At 63.6% G+C, this 24,048-nt stretch carries 24 protein-coding genes and 1 tRNA gene; 9 read left to right on the forward strand and 16 right to left on the reverse strand.

Going from position 1 to position 24,048, the window contains the following annotated elements; translation table 11 throughout:
• The first annotated feature begins 97 nt into the window (after positions 1–97).
• The gene (locus HYR72_19715; GenBank protein ID MBI1817205.1) at positions 98–820 is read left to right on the forward strand and encodes a glycosyltransferase family 2 protein; all 723 of its coding nucleotides are present in this window, start codon (positions 98–100) and stop codon (positions 818–820) included.
• Positions 821–874: 54 nt separating this feature from the next.
• Here the strand turns inward: HYR72_19715 and HYR72_19720 are convergent, their stop codons facing one another.
• Complete coding sequence (locus tag HYR72_19720) at positions 875–2,539, reverse strand: hypothetical protein (protein ID MBI1817206.1); 1,665 nt, start codon at positions 2,537–2,539, stop codon at positions 875–877.
• Between the two features lie 157 nt (positions 2,540–2,696).
• Between HYR72_19720 and HYR72_19725 the strand changes: the two genes are divergently transcribed.
• Complete coding sequence (locus tag HYR72_19725) at positions 2,697–3,317, forward strand: phosphoribosylglycinamide formyltransferase (protein ID MBI1817207.1); 621 nt, start codon at positions 2,697–2,699, stop codon at positions 3,315–3,317.
• 11 nt (positions 3,318–3,328) lie between these two features.
• On the forward strand, positions 3,329–4,117 hold the full coding sequence (locus tag HYR72_19730; protein MBI1817208.1) for a hypothetical protein: 789 nt from the start codon (positions 3,329–3,331) through the stop codon (positions 4,115–4,117).
• Between the two features lie 21 nt (positions 4,118–4,138).
• On the opposite strand, the gene HYR72_19735 is transcribed toward HYR72_19730, so the two are convergent.
• Positions 4,139–4,816, reverse strand: a complete 678-nt coding sequence (locus tag HYR72_19735) for a translation initiation factor IF-3 (GenBank protein ID MBI1817209.1) — start codon at positions 4,814–4,816, stop codon at positions 4,139–4,141.
• A gap of 323 nt (positions 4,817–5,139) precedes the next feature.
• On the opposite strand from HYR72_19735, the gene HYR72_19740 reads away from it, so the two are divergent.
• Both HYR72_19740 and HYR72_19745 read left to right on the forward strand, forming a co-directional pair.
• Positions 5,140–5,544, forward strand: a complete 405-nt coding sequence (locus tag HYR72_19740; protein ID MBI1817210.1) for a hypothetical protein — start codon at positions 5,140–5,142, stop codon at positions 5,542–5,544.
• A gap of 44 nt (positions 5,545–5,588) precedes the next feature.
• Positions 5,589–5,682 (forward strand) — tRNA-Pro (locus HYR72_19745).
• Positions 5,683–5,875: 193 nt separating this feature from the next.
• Here HYR72_19745 and HYR72_19750 read toward each other — a convergent pair.
• Positions 5,876–6,061, reverse strand: coding sequence for a hypothetical protein (locus HYR72_19750; protein MBI1817211.1), 186 nt, complete (start codon positions 6,059–6,061; stop codon positions 5,876–5,878).
• A 224-nt stretch (positions 6,062–6,285) separates the two neighbouring features.
• Here HYR72_19750 and HYR72_19755 point away from each other — a divergent pair, with 224 nt between their 5' ends.
• Positions 6,286–7,212, forward strand: a complete 927-nt coding sequence (locus HYR72_19755; protein ID MBI1817212.1) for a transposase — start codon at positions 6,286–6,288, stop codon at positions 7,210–7,212.
• Here HYR72_19755 and HYR72_19760 read toward each other — a convergent pair.
• Positions 7,209–7,928: a hypothetical protein gene (locus HYR72_19760; protein ID MBI1817213.1), complete on the reverse strand. Its 720-nt coding sequence runs from the start codon at positions 7,926–7,928 to the stop codon at positions 7,209–7,211. The two genes, HYR72_19755 and HYR72_19760, sit on opposite strands and share 4 nt — an antisense overlap.
• 227 nt (positions 7,929–8,155) lie before the next feature.
• Between HYR72_19760 and HYR72_19765 the strand changes: the two genes are divergently transcribed.
• Positions 8,156–8,701, forward strand: a complete 546-nt coding sequence (locus HYR72_19765) for a hypothetical protein (protein ID MBI1817214.1) — start codon at positions 8,156–8,158, stop codon at positions 8,699–8,701.
• Between the two features lie 19 nt (positions 8,702–8,720).
• On the opposite strand, the gene HYR72_19770 is transcribed toward HYR72_19765, so the two are convergent.
• Genes HYR72_19770 through HYR72_19785 form a run of 4 tightly spaced genes read right to left on the reverse strand, consistent with a single transcriptional unit; the run spans position 8,721 to position 11,758 of the window.
• The gene (locus tag HYR72_19770) at positions 8,721–9,185 is read right to left on the reverse strand and encodes an SRPBCC family protein (GenBank protein MBI1817215.1); all 465 of its coding nucleotides are present in this window, start codon (positions 9,183–9,185) and stop codon (positions 8,721–8,723) included.
• 7 nt (positions 9,186–9,192) lie between these two features.
• Positions 9,193–9,660, reverse strand: a complete 468-nt coding sequence (locus HYR72_19775) for a VOC family protein (protein MBI1817216.1) — start codon at positions 9,658–9,660, stop codon at positions 9,193–9,195.
• Positions 9,657–10,898, reverse strand: coding sequence for a ribonuclease D (gene rnd, locus HYR72_19780; GenBank protein MBI1817217.1), 1,242 nt, complete (start codon positions 10,896–10,898; stop codon positions 9,657–9,659). Before rnd ends, HYR72_19775 begins: the two co-directional genes overlap by 4 nt.
• Positions 10,899–10,909: 11 nt before the next feature.
• Complete coding sequence (locus HYR72_19785) at positions 10,910–11,758, reverse strand: VOC family protein (GenBank protein MBI1817218.1); 849 nt, start codon at positions 11,756–11,758, stop codon at positions 10,910–10,912.
• 112 nt (positions 11,759–11,870) lie between these two features.
• Between HYR72_19785 and HYR72_19790 the strand changes: the two genes are divergently transcribed.
• Positions 11,871–12,947, forward strand: coding sequence for an SIS domain-containing protein (locus HYR72_19790; GenBank protein ID MBI1817219.1), 1,077 nt, complete (start codon positions 11,871–11,873; stop codon positions 12,945–12,947).
• A 41-nt stretch (positions 12,948–12,988) separates the two neighbouring features.
• Here the strand turns inward: HYR72_19790 and HYR72_19795 are convergent, their stop codons facing one another.
• Entirely contained in the window at positions 12,989–14,026 is a 1,038-nt protein-coding gene (locus HYR72_19795) for a methyltransferase (GenBank protein ID MBI1817220.1), read from the reverse strand.
• A 287-nt stretch (positions 14,027–14,313) separates the two neighbouring features.
• On the opposite strand from HYR72_19795, the gene HYR72_19800 reads away from it, so the two are divergent.
• Positions 14,314–16,182, forward strand: a complete 1,869-nt coding sequence (locus tag HYR72_19800; GenBank protein MBI1817221.1) for a HAMP domain-containing histidine kinase — start codon at positions 14,314–14,316, stop codon at positions 16,180–16,182.
• A gap of 23 nt (positions 16,183–16,205) precedes the next feature.
• Here HYR72_19800 and HYR72_19805 read toward each other — a convergent pair whose 3' ends face one another.
• The 7 genes from HYR72_19805 to HYR72_19835 all read right to left on the reverse strand — a co-directional run bounded on the left by HYR72_19805 (position 16,206) and on the right by HYR72_19835 (position 23,863).
• A complete protein-coding gene (locus HYR72_19805) occupies positions 16,206–16,637 on the reverse strand; it encodes a response regulator (GenBank protein MBI1817222.1) in 432 nt (143 codons plus the stop codon).
• 277 nt (positions 16,638–16,914) lie between these two features.
• The gene (locus HYR72_19810) at positions 16,915–18,117 is read right to left on the reverse strand and encodes a CoA transferase (GenBank protein MBI1817223.1); all 1,203 of its coding nucleotides are present in this window, start codon (positions 18,115–18,117) and stop codon (positions 16,915–16,917) included.
• A 66-nt stretch (positions 18,118–18,183) separates the two neighbouring features.
• Positions 18,184–19,200, reverse strand: a complete 1,017-nt coding sequence (locus tag HYR72_19815; GenBank protein ID MBI1817224.1) for an LLM class F420-dependent oxidoreductase — start codon at positions 19,198–19,200, stop codon at positions 18,184–18,186.
• Between the two features lie 97 nt (positions 19,201–19,297).
• The gene (locus tag HYR72_19820) at positions 19,298–19,579 is read right to left on the reverse strand and encodes a hypothetical protein (protein ID MBI1817225.1); all 282 of its coding nucleotides are present in this window, start codon (positions 19,577–19,579) and stop codon (positions 19,298–19,300) included.
• Entirely contained in the window at positions 19,560–20,123 is a 564-nt protein-coding gene (locus HYR72_19825) for a hypothetical protein (GenBank protein ID MBI1817226.1), read from the reverse strand. The genes HYR72_19820 and HYR72_19825 overlap by 20 nt, the downstream gene beginning before the upstream one ends.
• A gap of 72 nt (positions 20,124–20,195) precedes the next feature.
• On the reverse strand, positions 20,196–21,587 hold the full coding sequence (locus tag HYR72_19830; GenBank protein ID MBI1817227.1) for an MBL fold metallo-hydrolase: 1,392 nt from the start codon (positions 21,585–21,587) through the stop codon (positions 20,196–20,198).
• A 20-nt stretch (positions 21,588–21,607) separates the two neighbouring features.
• Positions 21,608–23,863: a GAF domain-containing protein gene (locus HYR72_19835; protein ID MBI1817228.1), complete on the reverse strand. Its 2,256-nt coding sequence runs from the start codon at positions 23,861–23,863 to the stop codon at positions 21,608–21,610.
• Between the last annotated feature and the right edge of the window lie 185 nt (positions 23,864–24,048).

Genomic DNA, 24,048 nt, shown 5'->3' on the forward strand with positions numbered 1-24,048 from the left:
AACACGAGTTCGGCGGGAAAAGTCAAACCGAGAGGCGAATCGCGCCGGGTTCGCGGAGCTGGCCTCCAGCCGCGTCCTATGCTTGGCTCGGCGCGCGATGGGTGAGGTTTCTGAGGCGCAGGTCGCGGCGGTGCGCAGGTTGTCGGTGATTATTCCGGTCTACAACGAGATCAATTCGATCGGGCAGGTGATCGACCAGGTGGTGGCCATCGACGTGGGAGTCCCGAAGGAGATCATCGTCGTCGACGATGGCTCGACCGACGGCACCGGGCAGCGCTTGGCGGAGTATCAGGCGCGGGGCGTGATCGCGGTGCACACCTCGCGGCAGAATTTTGGAAAGGGTACGGCGATTCGAGTCGGGCTCCGCTACGCCACCGGCGATGTGGTGCTGATTCAGGACGCCGATCTCGAGTACGACGTTGGCGACTATCCGGCATTGCTGGCGCCGTTTTTCGCGGGCCGCGCCGACGTTGTGTACGGGTCGCGTTTCCTCGGCAGCATCCGTGGCATGCGGCCGGCGAATCGGCTGGCGAACTACTTGTTGGCACGGGCGGTCGGGTTGTTGTTCGGGCAGCACCTGAGCGACGAGGCCACCGCCTACAAGCTGTTCCGCGCCGAGGTACTGCGGCGCGTGCAATTGAATTGCATCGGATTCGAGTTTTGTCCGGAGGTGACTGCCAAAGTCCTGCGGGCCGGCTACCGCATCCACGAAGTGCCGGTCCGCTACCAAGCGCGCAGCGCGGCCGAAGGTAAGAAGGTGAATTGGCGGGATGGCTTCACGGCGGTGTTCACGTTGCTCCGCTACCGGTTCCGTGACTGACCCGCGCGGCACGTGGTTTCTGTGGGCGCGCCAGCGAGGATGATGCGCCTTCCATCACTGCCGATGGACGACGCGGAAGACCTCGACCGATTTCGCGCCCCGCTCGGCGCGGAAGACGCGTTGGAGTTGGATGTCGGGACGAGCGCGTCGCAGGGTCGCGGCGAGATCGGGGTCGCGCGACTGCGGTGAGACGTACACGAAGTCGACGTCGAGCAGTGCGTCCTCGGCTACGAAGACTGGTTGCGTGACGTACCCCTCGAACGGGTAGCCTAGTTCCATCGTCTCCGGCCAACTCGCGAGCACGCGTGCCCGGGGATGACCTTCGAGGTAGGCGGCCGCCGCGCGCCGCACCGCGATCATGTCGCGAAACTCGAGCGTGGTCTCGACGATGTTACCCGGCCCGGTTCGGACGCCGTAGTAGTGCGACACGAACAGAGCGACGACAGCAAGGGTGACCGCGGTCACGCGCAGGCGTCGCGCACCGGCCCGGCTGACCAGCGCCGCTGCGGCCACCAAGAAGACAAACGGGTAGACCGGCAGCAGATAGCGGACCATGCGAAACTTGAGCAGGGTGAAAAATCCGGTGTACCCGGCCAGAATGCCGAGCACGAGCCACGCGCGCGCGTTGTTCCAGCGGGCGCGGCGAATCCCGGGCAGCGCGAGGACGAGCACTCCCACGGTCACGCCCATCACCAGGCGCAGCTGAGAGAGTTGCTCCGAGACGTCCGCGAACAGCGCCCCCGTGGTGACGACTCCGGTCGCGTGAGCCACCTGATCGCCAACCGCCGCCAACGTACACGGGTAGACGAGATAGGCGAGCACGGCGAGCACCGTGGCGAGCGCGGCGCACATCGCTCCCGAACGGTTGCGCGGCAGAGCAATGAACGACGCCAGTACGATCAGCGTCATCGTCCAGTTGCCGTCCCAGAAACCAATCTGAAGTACGAGCGTGGCGAAATGGATCACGCTCAGCAGCAGGCCCCGCGTTACCGCGCCAGCTTCATCGACGCGCACGTAGCTCGACATGTAGGGATCGAGGAACCATCCGTAACGAAGCTTGCAGATAGCTATCCACACGAGAAAGGCGAGGAAGGGCGCGGCGGCCAACGCGCTGTCGCGCCAGCGACGTGCGGGCGGGGCGGCCCACCACGCGTAGAGCACGAAGCCCGGCAGTGCCAGTTGCGCCGCTTCCTTGGAGAGCACAAGCATCGTTGCGGTCAGCAGATAGAGGCGCCAGCGTCGCTCGACGAGACAGACGGCGGCCGCGAGTGTGAACGCGGTGACCGGCACCTCCATCACGATGATCTCGCTCTGGGCGACGAACAGTGGATTTGCCACCAACCACAGCGCGGCGAGCGCGCCAATCCATGAATTCTCTGAGGGGCTCCAGGCGGCACGGCCGAGGCGATCGGTCAGATAAATCGCCAGCGCGGCGAAGGCGAGCCAGAGCACGTGCGCTGCAATCAGGTCGTACGGTTGCAGGAGTACGGTGACGGCGAGGAGCAGCAGCACGAACGGCGGCCGGCCTTGGGCGTCGAGAAAACTCATCCCCTGCGGAAGCAACGGACTGAAGCCGTGCGCCGCGATGGTGTGGGCGTTGTGAACGCGGTTGAGGGCATCCCAATGGTGCGGCAGCGTCAGTGCCGACCAGTGCAGCGCGATCAGTGCTGCGAAGATCGCAGCGAAGCGCACAAGTTCTTTGGTAACCGGCCGGGGCATGCGTGGCGCGCGACGCTAACCCTCGTGGTGCAGTGGGTCAACTCGTGCGATGCGCGCCCACGGTGGGCGCACGGTGGGATTGATTCCGATCTGCGAACTGCCTAGGCTGCCTCGCGTGCAACATCATGACCATCCTTGGCCTGGAGTAGCGAAGTAGATGGCGCACGTTCGGCTCGCGGTGTTGCTGTCGGGAAGCGGCACCACCTTGCAGAACCTGCTCGATCGCATCGCGGCTGGTTCGCTCGACGCGGAAGTCGTGATGGTGATGGCTTCGCGTGCCGACGCCTTTGGGCTCGAGCGTGCGCGGCAGGCCGGAATTCCAGCCATCGCCGTGCCACGTCGTGACTTCGCCGATCTCGACGCGTTCAATGACGCGCTGCACGCGGCGCTGGCCTCGTATCGATTCGAACTAATTGTGTGCGCCGGTTTTTTGTCCCAGTTTCAGTTGCGCGGTCACTACGAGGGACGCGTACTCAACATTCATCCAGCCCTCATTCCGGCGTTCTGTGGCAAGGGCTTCTACGGCGAGAAGGTCCATCGCGCGGCGATCGAGTCGGGCGTCAAGGTCAGTGGTTGCACCGTGCACTTCGCGGACGACCAGTACGATCACGGCCCGATCATTCTGCAAGCCGCCGTGCCGGTGCTCGACGATGATACACCACAAACCCTGGCCACACGGGTGCAAGCGGTTGAAAATGAACTCTACCCTGAGGCGATCCGCCTATGGTCGAACGGCCGGTTGCGCATCGAAGGCCGACGCGTCCGTATTGCGCCGTAGTGTGGTCAACCGTGCGTGCGGCCGCGGCGTGGATGCTGTGGTGCGGCGTGAGTTGGGCGGCGCCGGTGGTGAGCCCGGACTTCGCGCACCTGCCGCCCATCGCGGCGCGCACGACATCGCAGCAGACGGGCGAGGTGCTGTTCACCACGCGCACATGGATCGAACCGGTCGAGCGCAACGGCGAGCAACTCATCGCGGTGCGGTCGCTGATCTTCGAACCGGCCGGAGTGACGGTGGAGGAACACACGCTCGTCCGGGCAGAGGCGACGGTGCGTGCACTCGAACAGGAAACGCGCGTGCACGCCGCCAACGGCGAGACGTTGGCCGTCAACATGAAGCAGTTTCGGGCCGACGCGCTGCCGTTTGCAGCCGTGAGTGTCCCCGACGACACGTATCCGCCACGCGCGACGTTGTTGTACTTGCTCGGTTCGCTGCCGCTCGATGGCCAGGGCCACGGCTCGTTTCACGTGCTCGGCGAAGCCGAGGTGTGGCGAATGGAGGTGAGCGACGACGGCCGCGATGAGATCACGGTGCCGGCCGGGCGCTTCGCCTGTCGCCGCATGCGTCTGCGACCGGACCCCGAGAGTTTGCACTTCCCGGGATTCCTGCGGCCGTTCGCGCGCTACTTCATTCCGGAATTTCGCGTCTGGATCGCCCTCGAGGCACCGCATCTCGCCGTGCGAATCGTGGGACCGATGGGTCCGCCGCGCGAGCGGGACGTGGTGGTCGAACTCATTGCAATCGGGGCCGACGCTACCGGTACGGTGACTCCGGACGCCGCCGCGAGCAGCGCGCGTTGATGCGGCGCACGGCAGACGAGACTACGACGAACTCGATGCCGGTGGCGCTTCCGGAGCCGCCGTAACCGCGGGGGTGGACTCCTTGACCGGGGCGGCTTCCTTGTCTTTGGCGGATTCTTTCGCGGCCGGCCGGACCGGAGGTTTCGGCTTCTTCACGCCCGGTGCGAGCAAGACGCCCATCATGCGGCCTTCCATCTTTGGTGTTCCCTCGATGGAGGCAATATCCTTGAGCGCTTCGCAGATGGCCATCAGTTTCTGGCGGCCAAGATCCTGATAGGTCATCTCGCGGCCGCGAAAGCGGAGCGAGAATTTTACCCGGTCGCCTGCGCCGAGGAACTCGCGCGCGCGTTCGATCTGACGCTTGGTGTCGCCGCTGTCGGTGCGGTAGCCCAGGCGCAGCTCCTTGATGGTCGTCACCGCCTGCTTGCGGCGCGCCTCAGCCTCTTTCTTGTGCTCCTGATACTTGAATTTTCCGTAGTTCAAGATGCGGCACACCGGCGGCTGGGCGGTCGGCGCGATCTCAACCAGATCGAGCTCGGCTTCCTGCGCGCGTCGTAACGCGTCCTCCAAGGGCACAATGCCGATCTGCGAACCGTCGGGGCCGATTAACCGGACTTGTGGCGCCCGAATGAAACGATTGATCTTATGAGTATCGGGGGGTGGGGCAATGAACCGTGGTCCTCTTCCGCGAAACGCCAATTGACCTCCTTTCGAAATGCTCCCAATCAGAGCGAGCTGTACCTTACAACGCCGCCGAGCAAGTGACAATCGGTTTGCGGTACTGTCCTAGTTAGGAGCGTAGTGTCCTGATTTGAAAGCGCGGGTGTCCTAGTTTCGATCCGCCGCCGCGCTGGTCACCAGGTTGTGATCGGCGAAACAAAGGCGAACATCCATGCTTTGTTTCGCCGAACCAATGCCTAGTGCCCCGCATGCACTCAACCCCCTACCTGTTGGGGTATGCGCAGAACTGCGCCCTTGACAACTGAGCATGGTCGAGGCACATTGCCCGTGGAGTTCATGCCATGAAAGACATCGACAGTGAGATTCGCTCTAAACGTGCGCTCATCACGCGACTAGAGGAAGAGGTCGCGGTTTTAGAGCGCGCACGTTTACTGCTGGTGGACGCCCATGCCGCCGATCCCATCAACGCACCAGGACCGCGCCGGCAGCGGAAAAAATGGACGCATCCGCGTGCTGGCAAGGTTGGTCCAAAATCACTCATGGGCCGGGCAATCGGCGTATTGCGTGAAGCTGGAACGCCGATGCACGCAAAGAAAATCGCAGAGCAAATTGAATCGCAGGGGATGAGCGTAAACCTCGCCTCCCTTGTTGGCGGACTTGCGCGCATGGCGAAAGATGGTCGTTTCGTTTGCCGGGATGCAAAACCCAACACCTTCGCGCTTTTGAAAGGAAAACCAATGAGCTAGAAACAGTACAGCCGCCTTGGCCAGGCGGCTGTCTGCATACCCGTGGAGGGGTGGTTGAGCGGCCTAAAACACCCGACTTGGAATCGGGCGCTCCCTGATTAACCCAGGGGGCCACGCGTTCGAATCGCGTCCCCTCCGTTACCCTAGAGGATGCCTGCTAGGCTCTCCCCAATCCACGGTCGAGAGTCTACCGAATCACGGGCCATCCTGCAACCGCAATGCGGTTGGAACTTGGGTTCGCCATGCGCAGGGTTAGAACCAACAGGACGGGTGCGTGTATGCGGCAGAAGAGAAGAGCCTAACCCGATCCCGCCGGCCGCGCTTGGAGTTTTCACGACTCCGAGCCGGTCGGCCGGTCGGGCGCGCTCATTCCCAGATTCAGCAGCCACGTTGAAAGGCCAAGCCCGCGATGCTTGGCTTTTTCAGTAAGCATGCGCTTTTGCTCGGCACTCGCGCGCACCGGGATTACCTCTTCCTTGCGTTCTTTCTGTGGCTTGCGCCGTTTCACGGTTGCCATGGGGCTATTGTATGCACAAAAGAAATACAATGCAAGCTCAAATAAACCGCTTGACTTGTGCGCTTAATGTGTATACATTAGCCGTATGGTTGATCGGTATTCGGAACAGAGCCCCGCCCAAGGTTGGAGCCTTGAGCGAGGCCACAACCCCACGCGACGTGAGTCACGCAAGGATGCTGGGAGCGCCAAGCGTAGCACGTCGGTGGGCAACGTAGGAGCCCGCAATGAACGTGCTGTCGCTTGAGCAGCAAGCCCTAGTCATCGGCGCACTCACCGAAGGGTGCGGCATCCGCACCGTCGAACGTCTCACCGAAATTCACAGGGACACTGTGATGCGGCTCGGCGTCCGTATCGGCGAAGCGTGCCGCAACCTGCACGACGCGATGATGCGCGACCTACAGGTGAACACCATCGAACTGGACGAGCAGTGGGCGTTTATTGGGAAGAAGCAGAAACAGGTGAAGAACGGCGACGCGCCCGAACTCGGCGACGTGTGGCTGTTCGTGGCGCTGGCCGCAAATCAGAAAGCCGTCATCAGCTATCGCGTCGGCAAGCGCACCAGCGAGAACACCCGGCACTTGGTCAACGATCTACGTTTCCGCATTCTGAACCGGCCACAGATCACGGCGGACGGGTACGCGCCATACATCGGCGCGATTGATCGCGCGTTCGGCGTTGATGTCGACTTTGCGATTCTCGAAAAGCAGTACCAAGCGCCGATCGCGGCCGATGCCGCTCATCGCTACAGCCCCAGCTCGATAAGAGCCGTCGAAAAGACGGTCATTCGCGGCAACCCTGACGAGGACAAGATCAGCACCAGCTATGTCGAGCGGTTCAACCTGACGACGCGGATGCAGATGCGGCGATTCACGCGGTTGACCAACGGTTTCTCAAAGACGCTGCGCAATCACTCGGCGGCAATCAGCTTGCAGGTGGCCTTCTACAACCTGTGCCGCGTTCACGAGACGTTGCGTTGCACACCGGCGATGGCGCTCGGCGTGACGAATCACATTTGGACGATCGGCGAGTTGATCGAAGCGGCGACCAGCGCGCCCGTGGCACCGGAGAATCCACCGCCACCGCCGACCACGATGCGGCCGGGCTACCGTCCGGTGCAGCTTAGAGTTATTCCCGGCGGTCGGATGAGCTAGCGTTCCGAGTTGCCGTTGTGTGGCTCGTCCTTGTACGCATCTCGTGGTCCGATCCAGATGGACCATTCGTGCTCCTGGGTTGGCGCGTCAGAGCTAGCGGCATAAACTGGCTGAAATGACGCCTGCAATTCTCGCAAGAACTTCTCTGCGGTGGCGCTGTCGCTGGTGTTTCGCGTATAGGCGAACCAGGTCCCCTTGATCATCGGGTTGTTTTGACGCTGCTGCACCACGTCCCAACCCGATTTGGTGAAGACCTCAACGAAGTCTCTCGCGAAACCCTCCGCCTCGCGCGTGCCATACCAGACCACTCTCACTTTGGGCGGTGCACAACTCTTTTGGGGGGTGCATTCCATGGTGAGCTTGATAGTAAGCGCCTCGCGCAGGTCCGGATCAAGGCGACGATCAAAGGGCGGATGGATCGCGCGGCTTGCCGACCAACACGATACAGTGAACCAAAGCACGCCCAAAAACAGAGATGCGGCCGCCATAGGATGCCTGCGACCAGCAATCCAGACAGCTATGAGTCCGCCAACGCCGACGAGAAACACCGCTAGCAATAGATATTGAGGGTCGACAATCGCCGTCATTTCGCGCACCCATGCGAACGCTTTCGTCCATTGGTATACGTCCAGATACTCCAAAATTTTGAGGAACGGGGGTATGGCTGCTGCGAACCCAGACGCGGCGAGAAGCGAGACCTTCCAGTGCGGTGACATTCACTACCCCATGACGGACAATGGCCGCTCGTGTCAACCGATAGTGCGGAGAGTCCGGAGACAATAGGCGACAGGCCAAGCGAGGAAATGAAGGCTTGCATCGGAGTGTCCTAGTTCCCCGCCCTCAGTGTCCTACTTCGGACAGTACCCGGTTTGCACAAGTTCGGCAGCGTCAGATTTGACCCCCTGGGGGGAACCCCCTAGGATCGCCCGCAGCGGAGGCTCACATGAAGCAGTGGTTCGCATTGTCGGCGATCGGCGGGGATCGCCCCGGAATCGTCGCCGATCTGGCTGAATTGATCTACGAGTGCGACTGCAACCTCGAAGATTCCAGCATGACGATTCTCGGCAGTGAGTTCGCGGTGCTGTTGCTGCTCACGGGTGAAGCGGCCGGCGTCGCCGAGCACTTGTCGGCCGCCTGCAAACGCCTGGAGTGGGAGAAGCGGTTGACGGTGTTCTTCCGTCCGCTGGACGGAGCGCCGGTCCCGTTCGGTGCGCGTCACCATGCGCAACGCTTCGCGTTGCAGGCCGTGGGCGTCGACAAGGCCGGTATCGTTGCCAAAGTCGCGCGCTCCCTAGCCGCGCGTGAGATCAACATTTTCGAGATGCGCACGCAGTCGCGTCCGGAGCCGGGTTCCGGCTCGCCGATTTACACCATGCAGATCCAGATGGATGTGCCAGGTGATACCGACATCGCGACCCTTCGCCGCGAACTCGATCGCATCGCCAGCGAGTTGAATATCGATATCACGCTGGTGAGTGGTGAATCGTGAGTCAGGAGTCAGGAGCACCTCAGTCGTTCAGTTCCGGATGAAACTCCGGATGCGCGGCGAGCCAGGCGGCGGCGCCCCGCATCGACTCTTCGTTCTTCTTGTTTATGAAGCGATAGATCGGTCCCTCGACAAATCGCAGCGGGCCTTTGAGGTCGAACGATTCGCGAAAGCGTAGCCGCGTGCGATTCGCCCCGAGCGGTTCCAAAATCATCGAACCGCTCAATCCCGTGCGCAACATCTGATAGTCGTAGCCGCGATCCGGTTGCACGTTGGTGACGAGTTCGAACGACTCGCCGCGACGGCCGAAGGGCAGGGGATAGATCACTTTGCGCAGCAGGCCGTTGCCGCTCGCATCGCCGGGGTAGACGATCTCGACGTCGAGCACCGCTGGGGCGTACTGCTTCCACAGGTCGTAGCGTTGAAACAGCGCCCAGATGCGCGGCGCGGCAAAGGGCATCTCCAACGTGAACTCGTGATGCCGCACCGCGTGCTCACCCCGCGCCCGGTGGCACGGCAGGATCGCCGGGGGCCTGCACCAACTCGATCAACGTGCCGTCGGGATCGGTGACGAAGATGGCGGCGGCCGCGAATGCCGGGATGTCGATGCGCGAGGGTTCGATCACGCGCGCCCCGACGGCGCGCAGACTGGCGATCACTTCGGTGAGGTTCGTTACCCGCAGCGACAGGTGAGTCAGTCCGAGTTGATTCATCGGCCGCGGTTGACCGGCCCCGACCGTTCCGGGTGACGCATAGTGCAGCAGCTCGATGCGCGTGCCGTCGCGTTCGAGGTAGCGCGCTTCGAGGTCAACGTTCTTGAGCTGGAGCAATGTATTAGTCGGTTCACCGGCGACGCGGAGATCCGAGAGGTAGGTGAATCCGAGTCCGTCGCGATAGAACCGCAATGCACGTGCTAGATCGGAAACGCAGATGCCGATGTGCGTGAGTCGCAGGATGCTCATTGTGCGGGCGGTTCTATGTCGCCCGTGCGGTCGGCGTCAACGCGGAGGCGCTGCTTAGCCGGATCGAAGCGAATACTGGCGCGACCGTCAAGGAACTGCAGCAACGCATCGCCCGCGATCGTGCGGCGCCAGCCTTGCAAGATTGGCAAGATCGGCAACTCGGCGGCATCGCCGCTACCGTGCCGCGTGGCCAACAGTTCGAGGTCCGCGGTGGTGGCCAGCAGTCCGGGCGCGATGTGCGCCTGTTCGGCGCGCGTGCGCAACACCGCTTGCAGCAACTCAATCACACCGGTTGGTGTCGAGGCGCTGGTGTGCTTCGGCGACTCCGGCCAGTCCGACTTGGGTCGTGCGAGCGCTCGTTCGACCGCGCCCACCAGTTGGTCGGCGCTGCGCTCTAACTCCTTCGAGTGCAAGGCGCGAATGCCGCGCAGCGCGGCGGGCGTGGTGGGAGCGCGGCGCGCGAGTTCCACCATCAGCTCATCCTTCATGATGCTGCTGCGCGGCTTGTTGCGTTCGCGCGCCAGTTCTTCGCGCCAGGCCGCGAGCTCGCGCAAGACAGCCAAACCCTTGGCACGCAAGCTGCCGCGGCCGCGCACGCGCAGATAGACATCCTGCGGTTCGAGTCGGCCCGTCGCCGCCAGGCGTTCGAGGCGCTGGAATTCTTCGCGCGCCCAATCGCTGCGGTCGAGTTCCCGCAGGCGTTGGCGCAAATGGTCGTGCAGCGGGAGCAGGTGGCGCACGTCATCGGCCGCATACGCCAGTTGTGCGGCAGTCAGCGGGCGTCGCGTCCAGTCGGTCAGCGTTTCGGTCTTCTCGACAGTGACGCCGAGCACGCGTTCGACCAACGGCGCGTAGCCAGGCTGGGCGCCGTAGCCGACCATCGCGGCGGCCACCTGCGTATCGAATGTCGGCTCGGTGATCGCCTGCGTGAGCAGGAAGAACAGGTCGAGGTCTTGTTGGCCCGCGTGCAGGATCTTCTCGACGCGCGCGTCGGCCAGCAGAGGAAAGAAGGCGTCGAGCTGTCCGATGGCGCGACAGTCGATCACGGCGCAGATATGCTCGTTGGCCACTTGGATCAATTCGAGTTGCGGCAAATACGTGCGTTCGCCGACGAACTCCGTGTCGAGGCCGAAGCGATCGGAGTCGGCGAGCCGCGCGACGACATTGCGCAAGCCGGCGACGTCGTCGACGTAGACAAACGACTCGTGACGCGAGTGAGCAGGCCGCTGAGTATCCATGTCGCAGGCGGTTAGGCGCGCACGGCGGCGAGATCAGGCCGGCCCGACCACGTCCACGCGAGATTGGTGCGGCTGATGCCCATGAGCAGCCCGTGCAGTCCGCTTGGATGAATGAAGACATTTTCTCCCGCGCCCGTATCGTGGCCACTGGCCCAGCGCATGCCGCGCCGATCGAGGCGCGCGGTGATCGTGCCGACATCGTCACTCTCGGCGTAGCACATGTAGAGCGACGGGCCGCGCTTGGCGAAGAAGCGGCCCATTGATTTGTCCGATTCGGTGGGCTGCGACAGTTCGATACGATCGAGTTGCGCGGGTGGATTGAATAGCGTCAACGCACCAGTGTAGCCGAATTCGTGGCTGCTGAGTGGGTGGAACTTCTGCGCGTCGAGCCCGAAGATGTCGGCGTAGCGCGTCGCCGCCTGCTGCCAATCGCTGACGAGATTGGTGACTTCATAGATGTAGCGGATGCCGCCGAGCGAAGTCGTCGTGGTGCTGGGAGAGATCACCGCGCGCAACCCGCAGGTCTGATCCGGCGCGATGTGCAGGCGGCCGGCTTCCTCGCGCCATTGGATGCGGCGATCGGAGAGGTGCGTCGCCAAGGCACGCAGGTCGGGCGTAGCGAACCCGACGCCGAAGAGCCCTTCGCCCCACCGTTGTATGAAGGCTCGCACCGAGCCGTCGCCGGCAGGTTCGAGCAGCTCAATCTCGCTCGTGCCGGCGTGCAAGACGGTGCGATGCGCGGCCAGGAGATCGCTGTGATCCGCGCGCACCTGTTCGGCGCCGAGCACGGCGGCGAAGGTGTCGGCCGCGGCGGCGCGGTCGCGCACGGCGAGGAGAATTCGATCGAGTCGTTGCAGCATACGTGTCTCCGCGATGAGCGAGCCATAGCTTGAGCGTGGAGATGAATCCAGTGCCACACACGTTTGATTGGCGCGATTGTCGCGCGCCGGTGCAGGCGATAAGGAAGCGCCCATGACTGACCCTCGCTCGCAGCACCCATTTTGGATGCGCGAAGAGATTCACGAGCAACCCGATGCGGTCGCTGCCGCGCTGACCGATCAAGCTGAAGGGATCGCCCGTATGGCGGCGGCGCTGCGCGCGGCGCGGCCGCGACGGCTCTTCCTGGTGGGTACCGGCACCTCGTTTCATGCCGCGCAGTGTGCGGCGTGGTTTGCTCGCCTCGAACACGTGCCGCTGACGACGATGGCTGTGCCCGCGCACGACTTCGTAACCTATCCGATCGCACTCACCAGTGATGACGCAGTGGTGGTGATCAGTCACCGCGGCACCAAGCACTACACCGGCAAAGCGCTGGAGTTGGCGCGTGCGGCGAAGGTGGTCACAGGGCTGGTGACCGGGCAGGGGCCCCACGAAGCGCCGGCCGGCGTGGTCGTGCTGCGCACGTGTCATCAGGACCGCAGTTCGGCGCACACCGTGAGCTACACCAGCGCCCTCGCGGTACTGATGTTGCTGCTCGCCGACTACGCCGATTGCTCCGATGACGAGCGGCTGCGCCGCGTGATCCTCGATCTGCCGACGCAGCTCGCCGCGGCGCTGCAAACCGAAGCCGTCGTGCGCGAGTTGGCGGAGCGCTACGCCGGTCGGCAACGCGTTTACTTTGTCGGTGGCGGACCGCACGCGGTCACCGCGTCTGAGGCGGCGCTGAAGGTGAAGGAGACCAGCTACATTGTCAGCGAAGGCTTTGCGGTCGAACAGATGCTGCACGGGCCGATGCAAGCGGTCGAGGCGAGCGATCTGGTCGTTGCCGTCGCGCCGAGCGGTCCGTCGACGCAACGGATCGGCGATCTGCTCAATGCTGCAAACGAGATTGGTGCGGCGCGGATCGCCGTGATGTCGGGCGGCGAGTCACTCAATGCCGACGCGTCGATCCAGATTCCCCCCACGCGCGAATCGCTCAGCCCGTTGACGAGCGTGGTAGCGCTGCAACTGTTCGCATACTGGGCCGCGGTCACGCGCGGTAAGAACCCCGACTGCTTTCGGCTCGACGAGCCACGGTACAAGAGAGCCAGCGGTCGATTTGCGTTGTGAAGCGTTGGCAGCGTGCTGGCCGGGTCACGGACTAACCCGCCTCACAGTTTGTAGCCGATCACGGCGCCGTCGGCGCCGGGGGATTCGAAGCGGACCGTGCGGATCTTCTTGAAGCCGATGTCCTTGAGCCACGCACTGTACTCGGCGGCGGTGTAATTGCGGCCGCCGGCGGTCTCGATCAGCATGTTCAAGCTCATGAGCGCGCCCGGCGCCGGGCCGCTCTTGTCGTTGTTCACCAGCAACTCGCAGATGATCACTGCGCCGCCGCGCGGCAGGGCCTCGTAGCACTTGCGCAGGATCGCGCGGTCGTCGGCTTCGCTCCAGTCGTGCATGATCATCGAAAGCACGATCAGGTCGTGACCGCTCGGATAGACAGCGTCGCGGAAGAAATCGCCGCCGATGGTTTGAATGCGGTTGCTCAGCCGCGCCTGCGCGATCTTGGCCGCGGCGATCTCGGCGACTTGGGGCAAGTCGTACACGCTGGCGCGCAGGTGGCGGTAGCGCTGACAGAGTTGGATGTCGTACGCCCCGGAGCCGCCGCCGACATCGAGCAACCGCGTGAACGGCTTCAAGTCGATCGCCTTGGCGAGTACGGCGCCGGTCGACATGGAGATCGAGTGCATCGCCTCCCAAAAACGGGCGAGCAGCTCCCCTTCGATGCCGTCGAACAGTGACTGCTGCGTCGCCGGATCCCAGGTGGTCGGACGATTGGTGCGGATGGCGTCGGTGAGCTTGGCCCAGCCGGCGTACAGCCGGCGATCGAGCATCTCGACAAAGCCGCCGAAGTAGTAGGGCTTGCCGCGCACGAGAAACTCCTCGGCGAGGGGTGTGTTGTGGTAGCGGCTGCCCTTCTTCTTGAGCAGACCGAGCGCGGCGCAACCGGTGAGCAGCATCTCTGCCGGTCGCACAGCGATGGCGAGTGCACTCGCGAGTTTCTCGGCGGTGGTGCCTTTGTTGCGTGCGAGGCGGGTGAACAAATCGAAATCCAGCGCCGTCGCGAAGGTCTTGAAGACCCAGAAGCTGGTGGCGAGTTGCATCAACGGTAGTGCGGATAGTGGCTGACGGCGCGTCTTTGGCATTGCTGACTCTCCCTAGTTCTGTATTGCGCAAATCTCACTACCGTCGGACCGCAGTCAATCGATCGCAACGGTGTTGACTCGTGCAGCTGACGGGATACTTGGTCATAGAGAGCCCTGCAAGGGCGAAGCGATCTCGCTGCGCTGAGCGGCCGACCTGACTGCGACGCGATTGCTTCGTCGCTCCGCTCATCGCAATGACGACCTTCCGAGGCGCTTCAAGCTTCGCTTCACAGTCAGACACTCCCCACTTCTCGTCCCCGGGCCACGGTGTGGTAAGAGGGGCGGCCATGACGGAAGTGGTATCAGCTGGCGTGCGCGCGGAATTTGAGGAGCAAGGTCGAGGCCTCTTAGTCGCCCAATCACGCATTGGGTTCTGGATTCTCTTGACCTTCGTGGTGCTGTTCACGGTGGTGGATCTCGTTCTCAACCCGGGCAACTTCAGTGCCTCGCAGATGGAGCAGGTGAGCTTGCTGCGCGGCGTTCAGGTCGTGGGCATCGCGATCGCGTTTCGCGCTCTCGGGCGCCAGCGCACCCGGCGCGGCGTCGCGTGTGTGAGTGTGTTCCTCGCTTCTGGCTTCAATGCCACGGTGGTGTTGGCGTGCGTGATGATTCACGACACCATTCTCGCCCCGACGGTTCTGATGAGTACGACCATGTTCGGCGCCGCGTTTCTGGCGTGGGGGGTGTGGGCGCAAGTGCTCGTCGGCCTCGCATCGGCACTCGGAATCATCGTCAACGTCGTCGCGGTTACGCATCAGGCGGCGGGGATCTTCGGGTACAATCAGTTCGAAGCGTTCGCTGCCTTGGTGGCGTCGGTGTGGGTGGCGCAGAGCCTCGAACGGCAACGCTGGAGTCTATTCGTGTCGCAGAAGGCACGCGACGCGGCGGTTGCCGGACAGTTGGAGGAGGCGCGCATCTCCGACGCGCTGGCCCGCGTGGGCGGCGAGATGATCGAAGCGGTGGACACGCCGCAGTTGGTCGAGCGCCTCTGTCGGGTATCCGCGGCGGTGCTCGATTGCGACGTGACACACGCGTATCTGCGCGACGATGCGGGGCAGGCGTTTGTGCCGGTGGCGGCCTACGGCACCACGCGCGAGCAGTGGGAGATGATTCGCGTGCTGCGGATTGCCAAGGGCGACGCCGCCCGCCTCGAAGCGCGCTTCGAGCGCGAGGCGGTGGTCGAGCTGTCGACCAGCGACGCACGCGCGAGCGTGGGTGATGCGCTGGCGGTGGTGATGGAGCAGGCCGAGGTGACACGCTCGCTGTTCATGGCGCTGTGGCGCGGCAGCGAACTAACCGGCACGTTGCACGCCGGTGATCGCAGCGGCGCGGCCGGGTTTACGTTAGCGCAGCGGCGGATTGCGCACGGCATCGCCCACCTTGCCTCGATGACGATGGAACATGCGCGGGTACGCGCCGAGCTGGAGCGCGCCGATCAAGTGAAGGCGCACTTTGTCGCTACCTTGTCGCACGAGCTGCGCAATCCGATCACGGCAATCCAGGGATACAACTACATGCTCTTGCGCGGCGCGTCGGATCCCCTCAGTGGCGATCAGGCGGATCTCGTTCGACGTTCCGAGAAATGTGCGCAGGAACTATCCGATCTGATCACTGCCACGCTCGATCTGAGTCGATTCGAAGCCAAGCGCGTGCCGCTCGACCTGCAAGCGTTGCAAGTCTCCGATCTCTTCGACGAGCTGCGGCGCGAACTGCGTGCGCCGGCGGAGAAACCGGATGTGCAGCTCCGATGGCTTGTGCACGCCGATCCGCACGCGCTGCAAACCGACCCATTGAAGCTCAAGATGGTTCTGCGCAATTTGGTCACCAATGCCCTCAAGTTTACCGAACGCGGCGCCATCACGGTGAGCGCGACGGAGCGGGACGGTGGCGTCGAGTTCCGCGTCGAGGATACCGGTATCGGCATCGCGGCCGATCAGGTGCCGACGATTTTCGAGCCGTTCACACAGGCCCACGGCATCGAATCGCGGCGCAAAGGCGGCGTCGGGCTGGGGCTGCATCTGGTGCGGCGCTTGGTGGACGTTTTGGGCGGGACGATTGCGGTCAGCAGCGAAGTTGGCCGCGGCTCGACCTTCCGCATTTGGGTGCCCAGCGGCGCGGCGACCGCTTCGACCGCCTCGCCCGATCGTCGCCCTTGATACCCGGCCGCTGCCGCGAGCGGCTATAGCGATTGCTCGAGCTTGGCGCGTTGTTCGGCGGTGAGGTCGCCGATCAGGTAAGCCACGATGTTCAGCAGGCGGTCCAACTTGGGGGGTTTGGTGAGATAGTAGTCGGCACCGACACCGTAGCCCGCCAGCAGGTCTTCGTCCGATTTCTGGCCGGTCAGCATGATCACCGGCAGCTCGGTGAGCGCGAGGTCGTTGCGAATCTGCACGAGGGTCTGAAATCCATCGAGCTCGGGCATCCGGACGTCGAGGATCACGAGATCCAGCCGGGTGCCAGCGCGCAAGAGGTCGATAGCTTGTTGGCCGGTTTCCGCGGTGAGGGTGCGATGACCGGCGGTTTGCATCAATCGCGACACGATCAGCCGGATATTTTCCTCGTCGTCGACAATCAGGACCGTCTTCTTGGCGTTCGGAGTTGGTTTACTCATACCCGTGTCTACCAGTGCGACGGATGCTCCCTACCAGACCGGCGGTCAGCGGTCACGCCCAATCTGCGAGGCTGCTCTACCAGCCCGTTGAAAGACCCCGCATGCTTCGAGACGTGGGTTTCCCGTGCATTCTCAACGTCATTGAGAATGAGGTCTTGGGAGGGCGAGGCTCCCGCCGAGCCGCCGCACCATCGCCGCGCCGGCGGCTCGCCGGAAGGCTCGCCCTCCCAAATTCGGCCACCGATCCATTGTCACATCAGGGCCAACACCCTTCCAATCACGGCACCGCGCCGCCGTCCTTCAGCTTGGCGATCGCTTCCCAATCGTAACCGAGTTCGAGCAGCACCTCTTCGGTGTGTTGACCACACTCGGGCGACATCGTCGTCGGTGCCCACGGCGTGCCGTGGAAGTCCGCCGGGCTCGCCAGCATCTCGGCCTCGCCTTCGGCGACGGGAACCTTCACGATTCCGCCGTTCGCGCGCAGTTGCGGATCGTTGACGGCTTCGTCGAGCGACTGCACGGCGGCCCACCACATGTTCTCGCGATCGAATCGGGCGCACCATTCCGCGAACGGTTTGGTGGCGAACACGCTGTCGAGGACGCGCACGCAGTCGGCGTTGTGTTCGCGCCGCACGCGGATGTTGCTGAAGCGCGGATCGTCGAGCAGGTCGGGACGATCGATGGCGCGGATGAGATCGGGCCAGTGACGATCGGCTTGCAAGCCCAGCAACCAGAACCAGCGGCCGTCGCCCGCACAGTACGAGTTCACCAGCGGATTGGGGCAACCAAAACGATCGTACGGCGACTCGACGTAACCGAAGCGGAGGCGGATGTTCGCGTCCCACCCCATCATGTACAAGCCGTTACGCAGCAGCGAGGTGGTGACGAGCTGACCCTCGCCGGTGCGAGCGCGTGCGACCAGCGCGCCGCAGACCGCGCTCACCGCCGAGACCGCCGTGAAGTGATCGCCCATCGCGCCGCGTTGCTGCGGTGGCTCGCCGCCTTTGGGTACCAGCGACAGTCCCACGCCGGCGCGCGACCAAAACGCCCCAACATCGTAGGCCGCGCGATCGCTATCGTCGCCGGCGGGGCCGTAGCCGCTCACGCTGCAGTAGATGAGGCGCGGATTGTCTTTGCGCAGCGTGTCGTAGTCGAGCCCCATCCGTTCGAGCCCAGCGAGGCGCACGTTGGAGACGAACACGTCGGCGCGCGCGATCAGTTGCCGCGCAATCGTCCGGCCCTCGGGTTTGGTGAGGTCGATGGCGATGCTGCGCTTGCCGCGGTTGTCGAGTTCGAACGGCGGATTCATAGGCACGTCGATGCCGGCTGCTTGAGTAAACAGGCCGCGAAACGGATCGCCGTCGGGCGGCTCGATTTTGACTACGTCGGCGCCCCAATCGGCCATGATCCCAGCGGCGGCGGGGCCGGCGACCCAGAATCCCAGCTCGACGACGCGGATACCTTCCAACGGACCAGGCATTCCTTCCTCCTCCTCGGAGAAGTCAAAAGTCAAAAGGCAAAACGCAAAAGTTCAACCCCGAAGATGTCAGCGAAAGTTGGGCATGACTTCCTTCGCAAAGCGCCGCAGCAACTCGGGATCGTACGGCGGCTCGATGTGGACGATGACGTGCGTGACACCGGCGTCGACGTAGCTGCGAATCTTGTCGGTGATCTCTTGCGCCGACCCCGCCAACATCGCGGTCTGCGCGCCTTTGCCGGCCGCGGCGCGTGCCCCGATTCCTATGGCGGCACCGGCGAATGGAATGTCGGTGATCTTGTACAGGATGAGGAAGGCTGAAACCTCGGGTTCGCACGGGGCGCGGCCGATGCGCTGACACTCATCGTGGACGATCTGCATGCGCTTCTTGATGCCGGCAGGCGTGACGCCGATGGGCACGTTCCAGCCGTCGGCGTACTTTGCGACCAGCGGCATGATCCACTTCTTCCCTTTGCCGCCGATGACGATCGGCGGATGCGGTTGCTGGACAGACTTGGGATTGAACGGTGCGTGATCGAGCGTGTAGTACTTGCCCGCGAACGACGGGTGGTCGGCAGTCCACAACTTGGTGATGACTTCGAGCGCTTCGCCCAAGCGGTCGGCGCGCTCCTTGGCGCTGTAGAACGGAAAGCCATAGGCTGTGTGATCGCGTTCGAACCAGGCGGCGCCGATGCCGAGGTAGACGCGACCGTTGCTGATCTGATCCACCGTCGTCACCATCTTCGCCAGCAGCGCCGGGTTGCGGTAGGTGTTGCCTGTCACCAACGTGCCGATGCGCAACTTGGTGGTTTGCGTTGCTAGCGCGCTCAGGAGCGTCCAGCCTTCAAGGCACGGACCATCTTGATTGCCACGGATCGGGATGAAGTGATCGAAGTCCCATGCGCTGTCGAAGCCGAGTGCCTCGGCTTCCTTCCAGATCGCAACCAGATCTTGGTACGTGGTGTCCTGCTGGCCGGTCTGGATGCCGAAGAGGATTTTCTTCTTGGCCGCGGCAGGCGGCTCGCTCTGAGCGATTGCCGTGCTGAGCAGTCCGAGAACGAGTATTGCCGAAAGCGTCACTCGCATGTGCGACCTCCCGTGGGTTGGCGTGCCAGGCCGGGATCATTGCGCCAAGCGGGGGTGGGAATCAATCGTGAAGTTCGGGTCGGTGCGTGGTGACGCGTCAGTCGATGCGCTGTCCCTTCTTGACGGTGGGGTGTTCGAGCCAGGCGCGGCGTTGCTCGAACGGCAAATCAATGTACGTCTTCATTGCTCGCACGGCATCGTCAGTGAGCATAGTCTCGAGGAAGGCCGCACCCTCAATTGCGAGCCCCGCGGTCAGGTCGGTATCGCTGCCTTCATAGATCGCGCGCTTCGCTTGTGCGATCGCGACTGGCGCCATTGCGGCCATTTCGTGCGCGATCGCACGCGCGCGGCCGAGCGCGTCATCGACGACTTCGTGCACCAGTCCGAGACCAAGCGCCTCGTCGGGTGTGACAATGCGACCGCGTAGGACGAATTCGATTGCGCGGCCGGCGCCGATGAGGCGCGCCAAGCGTTGCGTCCCGCTCCCGCCGGGGAGAATAGCCAACTTCGTCTCGGGCAGACCGAAGCGGTGATCGCCGCGCTGCGCGATGCGAATGTCGCAGGCGAGAGAGAGTTCGAAGCCTCCACCCTTTGGTATCGCCGTTCATCGCCACGATCACCGGTTTGGGCAGATCGCGCAGCCGTTGGAGCATCGCGTGATAGCCGCCGGTCAGGGCGGTGCCGATACCGCGCAGCGCCTCGCGATTGCTCGCCAGCGCGTGCAATTCCTCGACGCTGTAGTGGGTGATGAACTTGCCAGGCATTCCTCCGGTGAGGACGACGGCCCGCACGATCGGGTCGGACCATGCCTCGATCAGCTCGCTGAGTTCGCGCGTGCCGTCGGCGCAGAAATAGTTCATCGGCGGGTTGTGATAGGTGGCGACCACGACGGCATCGGTGGTGTCGATGCTCCAGAGACTCATGCGGCCCCTCCATTGCGGGTTGTGGATTTGAGATTGCGGATTGCCGGATGTGGGATGCGATCGTTCATCGCATTAGATCGCTACTGTGTCGCTCAGTGCCGGGCAAGTGGCCTTGACGCCCATATCTTGTTCGATGCGGGCGTGGAGCGCATTCCGCGCAGTGGGTTCGCCGTGGGTGAGGAAGATGCGCGGTGATGCAGCGCGGAAGTTGGAGGCCCAGGCGACCAGTTGCGATTGACCGGCATGCGCTGAGAAGCCTCCAAGCGTGTGCACGCGCGCGCGGACTGCGAAGCGCTCGCGCATCAATGAGATCGTGCGTGCGCCATCGACGAGGGCGCGGCCAGGTGTGCCCTGCGCCTGAAAGCCGACAAACACGATGTGAACGTCCGGTCGCCAGACGTTGTGTTTCAGATGGTGCAGGATACGCCCGCCGGTACACATGCCCGAGGCGGAGAGAATCACCGCGCCGTGGTCGACGGCATTGAGCGCCTGCGATTCCTGCGCGCTGCGGGTGAAGTGAAGAGTCGGGAAGTCGAGCGGCGTATCGCCGCGTTCGATCATTGCCCACGTGTCGGCGTCGAACAGCTCACGATGGCGTCGGTATAGCTCGGTGGCCGCGATCGCCATCGGACTGTCGACATAAACCGGTACGTCAGCGAGTCGACCTTGGCGATGTAAGCGACCGAGATGGTAGATGAGATCCTGGCTGCGTCCGACGGCGAACGACGGGATCAACACCTTGCCGCCAGAGGTGCGCGCGTCGGCGAGGATGGTCGCAAGCTCTTCGATGGTGTCGGTCAGCGGCCGATGGTCGCGATCGCCGTAGGTGGATTCCAGCACCAGCACATCCGCCTGCGTCAACACGGCGGGATCGCGGAGCAATGGCGTGCCGGAGTTGCCGAGGTCGCCGGAGAAGACCAGCCGGCGGCGCTGCCGATCATCCTCGACCGTGAGTTCGATGATCGACGACCCCAAGATATGGCCGGCATCACACAGCCGTAGCGTGACGCCGGGCGCAATGGTGCGCGGCGTGTCGTACGCGATTGGTTTGAATTGGTTGAGCGCCTGCGCCACGTCGGCTTGTGTATAGAGCGGCTGGACCGGGGCTTTGCCGTGCCGTTGGCGCTTGCGGCTGTAGCGCTGGGCATCGTGTTCTTGCAGGTGGGCGGCGTCGGGCAGCAAGATCGCGCACAGATCGATCGTCGCCGGTGTTGCGAAGATGGGGCCGGCGTATCGGCTGCGTGGCAGCAGCGGCAGGCGTCCCGAGTGATCGATGTGGCCGTGCGACAGCACCACGGCATCCACGGTGCCAGGATCGAATGGCGGTGGTCGACGGTTGCGCGCTTCAGCGGCAGGGCCACCTTGATACAACCCGAAGTCGACGACGATCCGTGCGCGCTCGGTTTGGAGGAGATAGCACGAGCCGGTGACCTCCCCAGCTGCGCCATGGAAGGTGAGGTTCATCCGGGTTCGCCGAGTCGCGTTTACTGCTGGCCGTGAATGGCCGCGGGCTCCGTGGGCACCCAGACGCAGAAGGTCGTGCCCTGTCCAACCTGGCTGTCGACGGCGAGCGTGCCACCGAGCAGATCGAGCAGTCGCCGCACGATGTAGAGGCCAAGGCCGGCGCCGCCGTGGCGGCGGTGGATCGACGTGTCGGCTTGGCGAAAGGGCTCGAAGATGATCGACAGCGCCTCGCGCGGGATACCGAGCCCCGTGTCGCTGACGCAGAACTGAATGCCGGGTTGCTCGTCGTGTGCGCACGCTTGTACCTGCACAGTCACGTGCCCCGCATCGGTGAACTTCAGCGCGTTGGCGATGAGGTTTTTGAGCACGACCTTGAGCTTGACGCGATCCGTGCGCAGCAGCGGCAGATCGATCGGGAGCAGCCAGGCGAAGTTCACGCCCGGTTTCTGGCGGAGTTCGCGAGTTTCGATGTCCAGCTCGCTGGCGATGTCGCTCACCGCGACGTCGCTGAGGTCAACCGGCACTTGCCCCGCTTCGAGACGGCCGACATCGAGTGTGGCGTTGATGAGTTCCAGCAGGTTGTGTGCGTTTTGGCCGATGCGCCGCGCGGTGTCCGCCTGCTCGGGTGTCAGGGCGCCGAAGGCGAGATCGAGGAGGAGTTGATTGTAGCCCAAGATGACGTTGAGCGGCGTGCGCAGTTCGTGCGACATCGTCGCCAGAAAATCAGACTTGAGGTGATTGGCGCGTTCCAGTTCTTCGAGCGTGCGTGCGTGTTCGAGGGCGAGCGAGGCCAAGTGCGTGATGCCGCGTACGAGCCGCTCCTGTTGTGTCGTGAATGGTTCCTCCCGCCCGCGATAACCGGCGACCAGCATACCGACGATGCGCGCGCCGCGCAGCAGCGGGACATACATCGCCCGGGTGACGGCGGCGTCGCCAGCGAAGACGGGGAGTGGGAACGAGGGCAATTGCGCGCGCGAGAATTGAATCAAACCCGGACCGTTGACGAGGCGGGTAAGCAAATTGGTGGTGGTGCTGTGCGGTAGTTTGACCACTCGCAGCGCCTCGATTTGCTCGCGGGTGTGCCCGTGCGACGACATCAGCTCAAACCCATCGTCCTGCGTGCGCGGGAGCCAGGTGTGGCTCCAGTCGCATCCCAGCAGTTCGGTAGTGAACTGACACAGCCGATCGAGAATCACCGGCGTGTCCAACGACGAGATGATCTCTTGCCCAACATTCACCAACGCCGCCGAAAGTTCCGCTTCCTCCCGTTGCGTGCGAAACAGCTCGGTCGCATCGACCGCGACGGCGAGCTGTCCCGTAATGGCTTCCAGCAACTGGACCTGGCTGGTGTCGAAGCGGTGGCCGGCTTGTGTCCGCATTGCCACTAGCGCCCCGAGCAATGGCCCGCGGACGATCAGCGGGGCGATCGCCAGCGAGGAGAGCCCGAAGTGCGCGAGGATGGCTGCCGGGAAGATGTTCTGCTCCACACCGTCGTTGATCACCACGGTTTCGCCGTTCCAGATCGACTCGATCAGCGGCTCACCGCGCCGGAACTCCAGCCCGGCAGCGTCGCCGAGGAGCGAGGCTGGCATGCCGTAGTGGCTGAAGATGCGGAAAACTTCACGTTCAGGATCCCAACAGAAGCTGCAGATGCGCTCGCACAGCAGCAGCTCCGCGGCGCGCCGTTGCACGCGATCGAACAGTTTGTCCAACTCGACCGTGCCGGTGATGTCGCGCGCGACCTGCAGTAAGGCGGCGGCCTTCTGCTCGGCGCGCTTGCGCTCCATCGCGGTCGCAATCACGTTGGCCACGGCTTGCAGGAAATGAACGTCGCTTTCGCCAAAGTGACGGCGCGCGGTGGCGTGCGCGGCCACAACGCCCAACGACCGCTCTTGCCCTTGCAGACGGACGCTGAGGCTGCTGACGATGCGGCGAGTCTCGCGCAGCGCCACGTCGCGGAAGCGTTTCTCGCTGGCGAAATCTTCGACGATTACCGGCGTGTCGCTGCTGAGCGTGTAGCCCGCCAACGATTCCGTATCTCCACCGATGGCGACCCGCAGCACGAGGCCATCATCGGTACCGACTACAGCCCGTTGCGTGAAGGCGTCGCCGCTCGGGAGCAACTCGAGGACCTGACAGTAGGCGACGCCAAGCACTTGCGCGACTAGCGCCACCGCGTCCCGCATCAACACGGAGAGATCGGTGACGATCAGGGCGCGTTGCCCGAGCGCGGCAACCGCCCGCAGTCGATCGCCATCGTAGCTATCCGCGTCCACGGGGGAGTTAACTCGGGTGCTTGCGGGTAATGTGTGGGGACGTAAGTCGCGGGTCATCAGCGGATCGTGCCTGCGGCGATAGTAGCTAACTGGTTGCGGGCTGGAAAGCGATTTAGCGGTCCGTCCGGGGAAACTCCCTCGGTTATAGGGTCACAAACGGGGCACTCTGCTGCGATCGCTCGGGT

The organism is Deltaproteobacteria bacterium (assembly GCA_016178705.1).
GTDB lineage: Bacteria > Desulfobacterota > Binatia > HRBIN30 > JACQVA1 > JACOST01.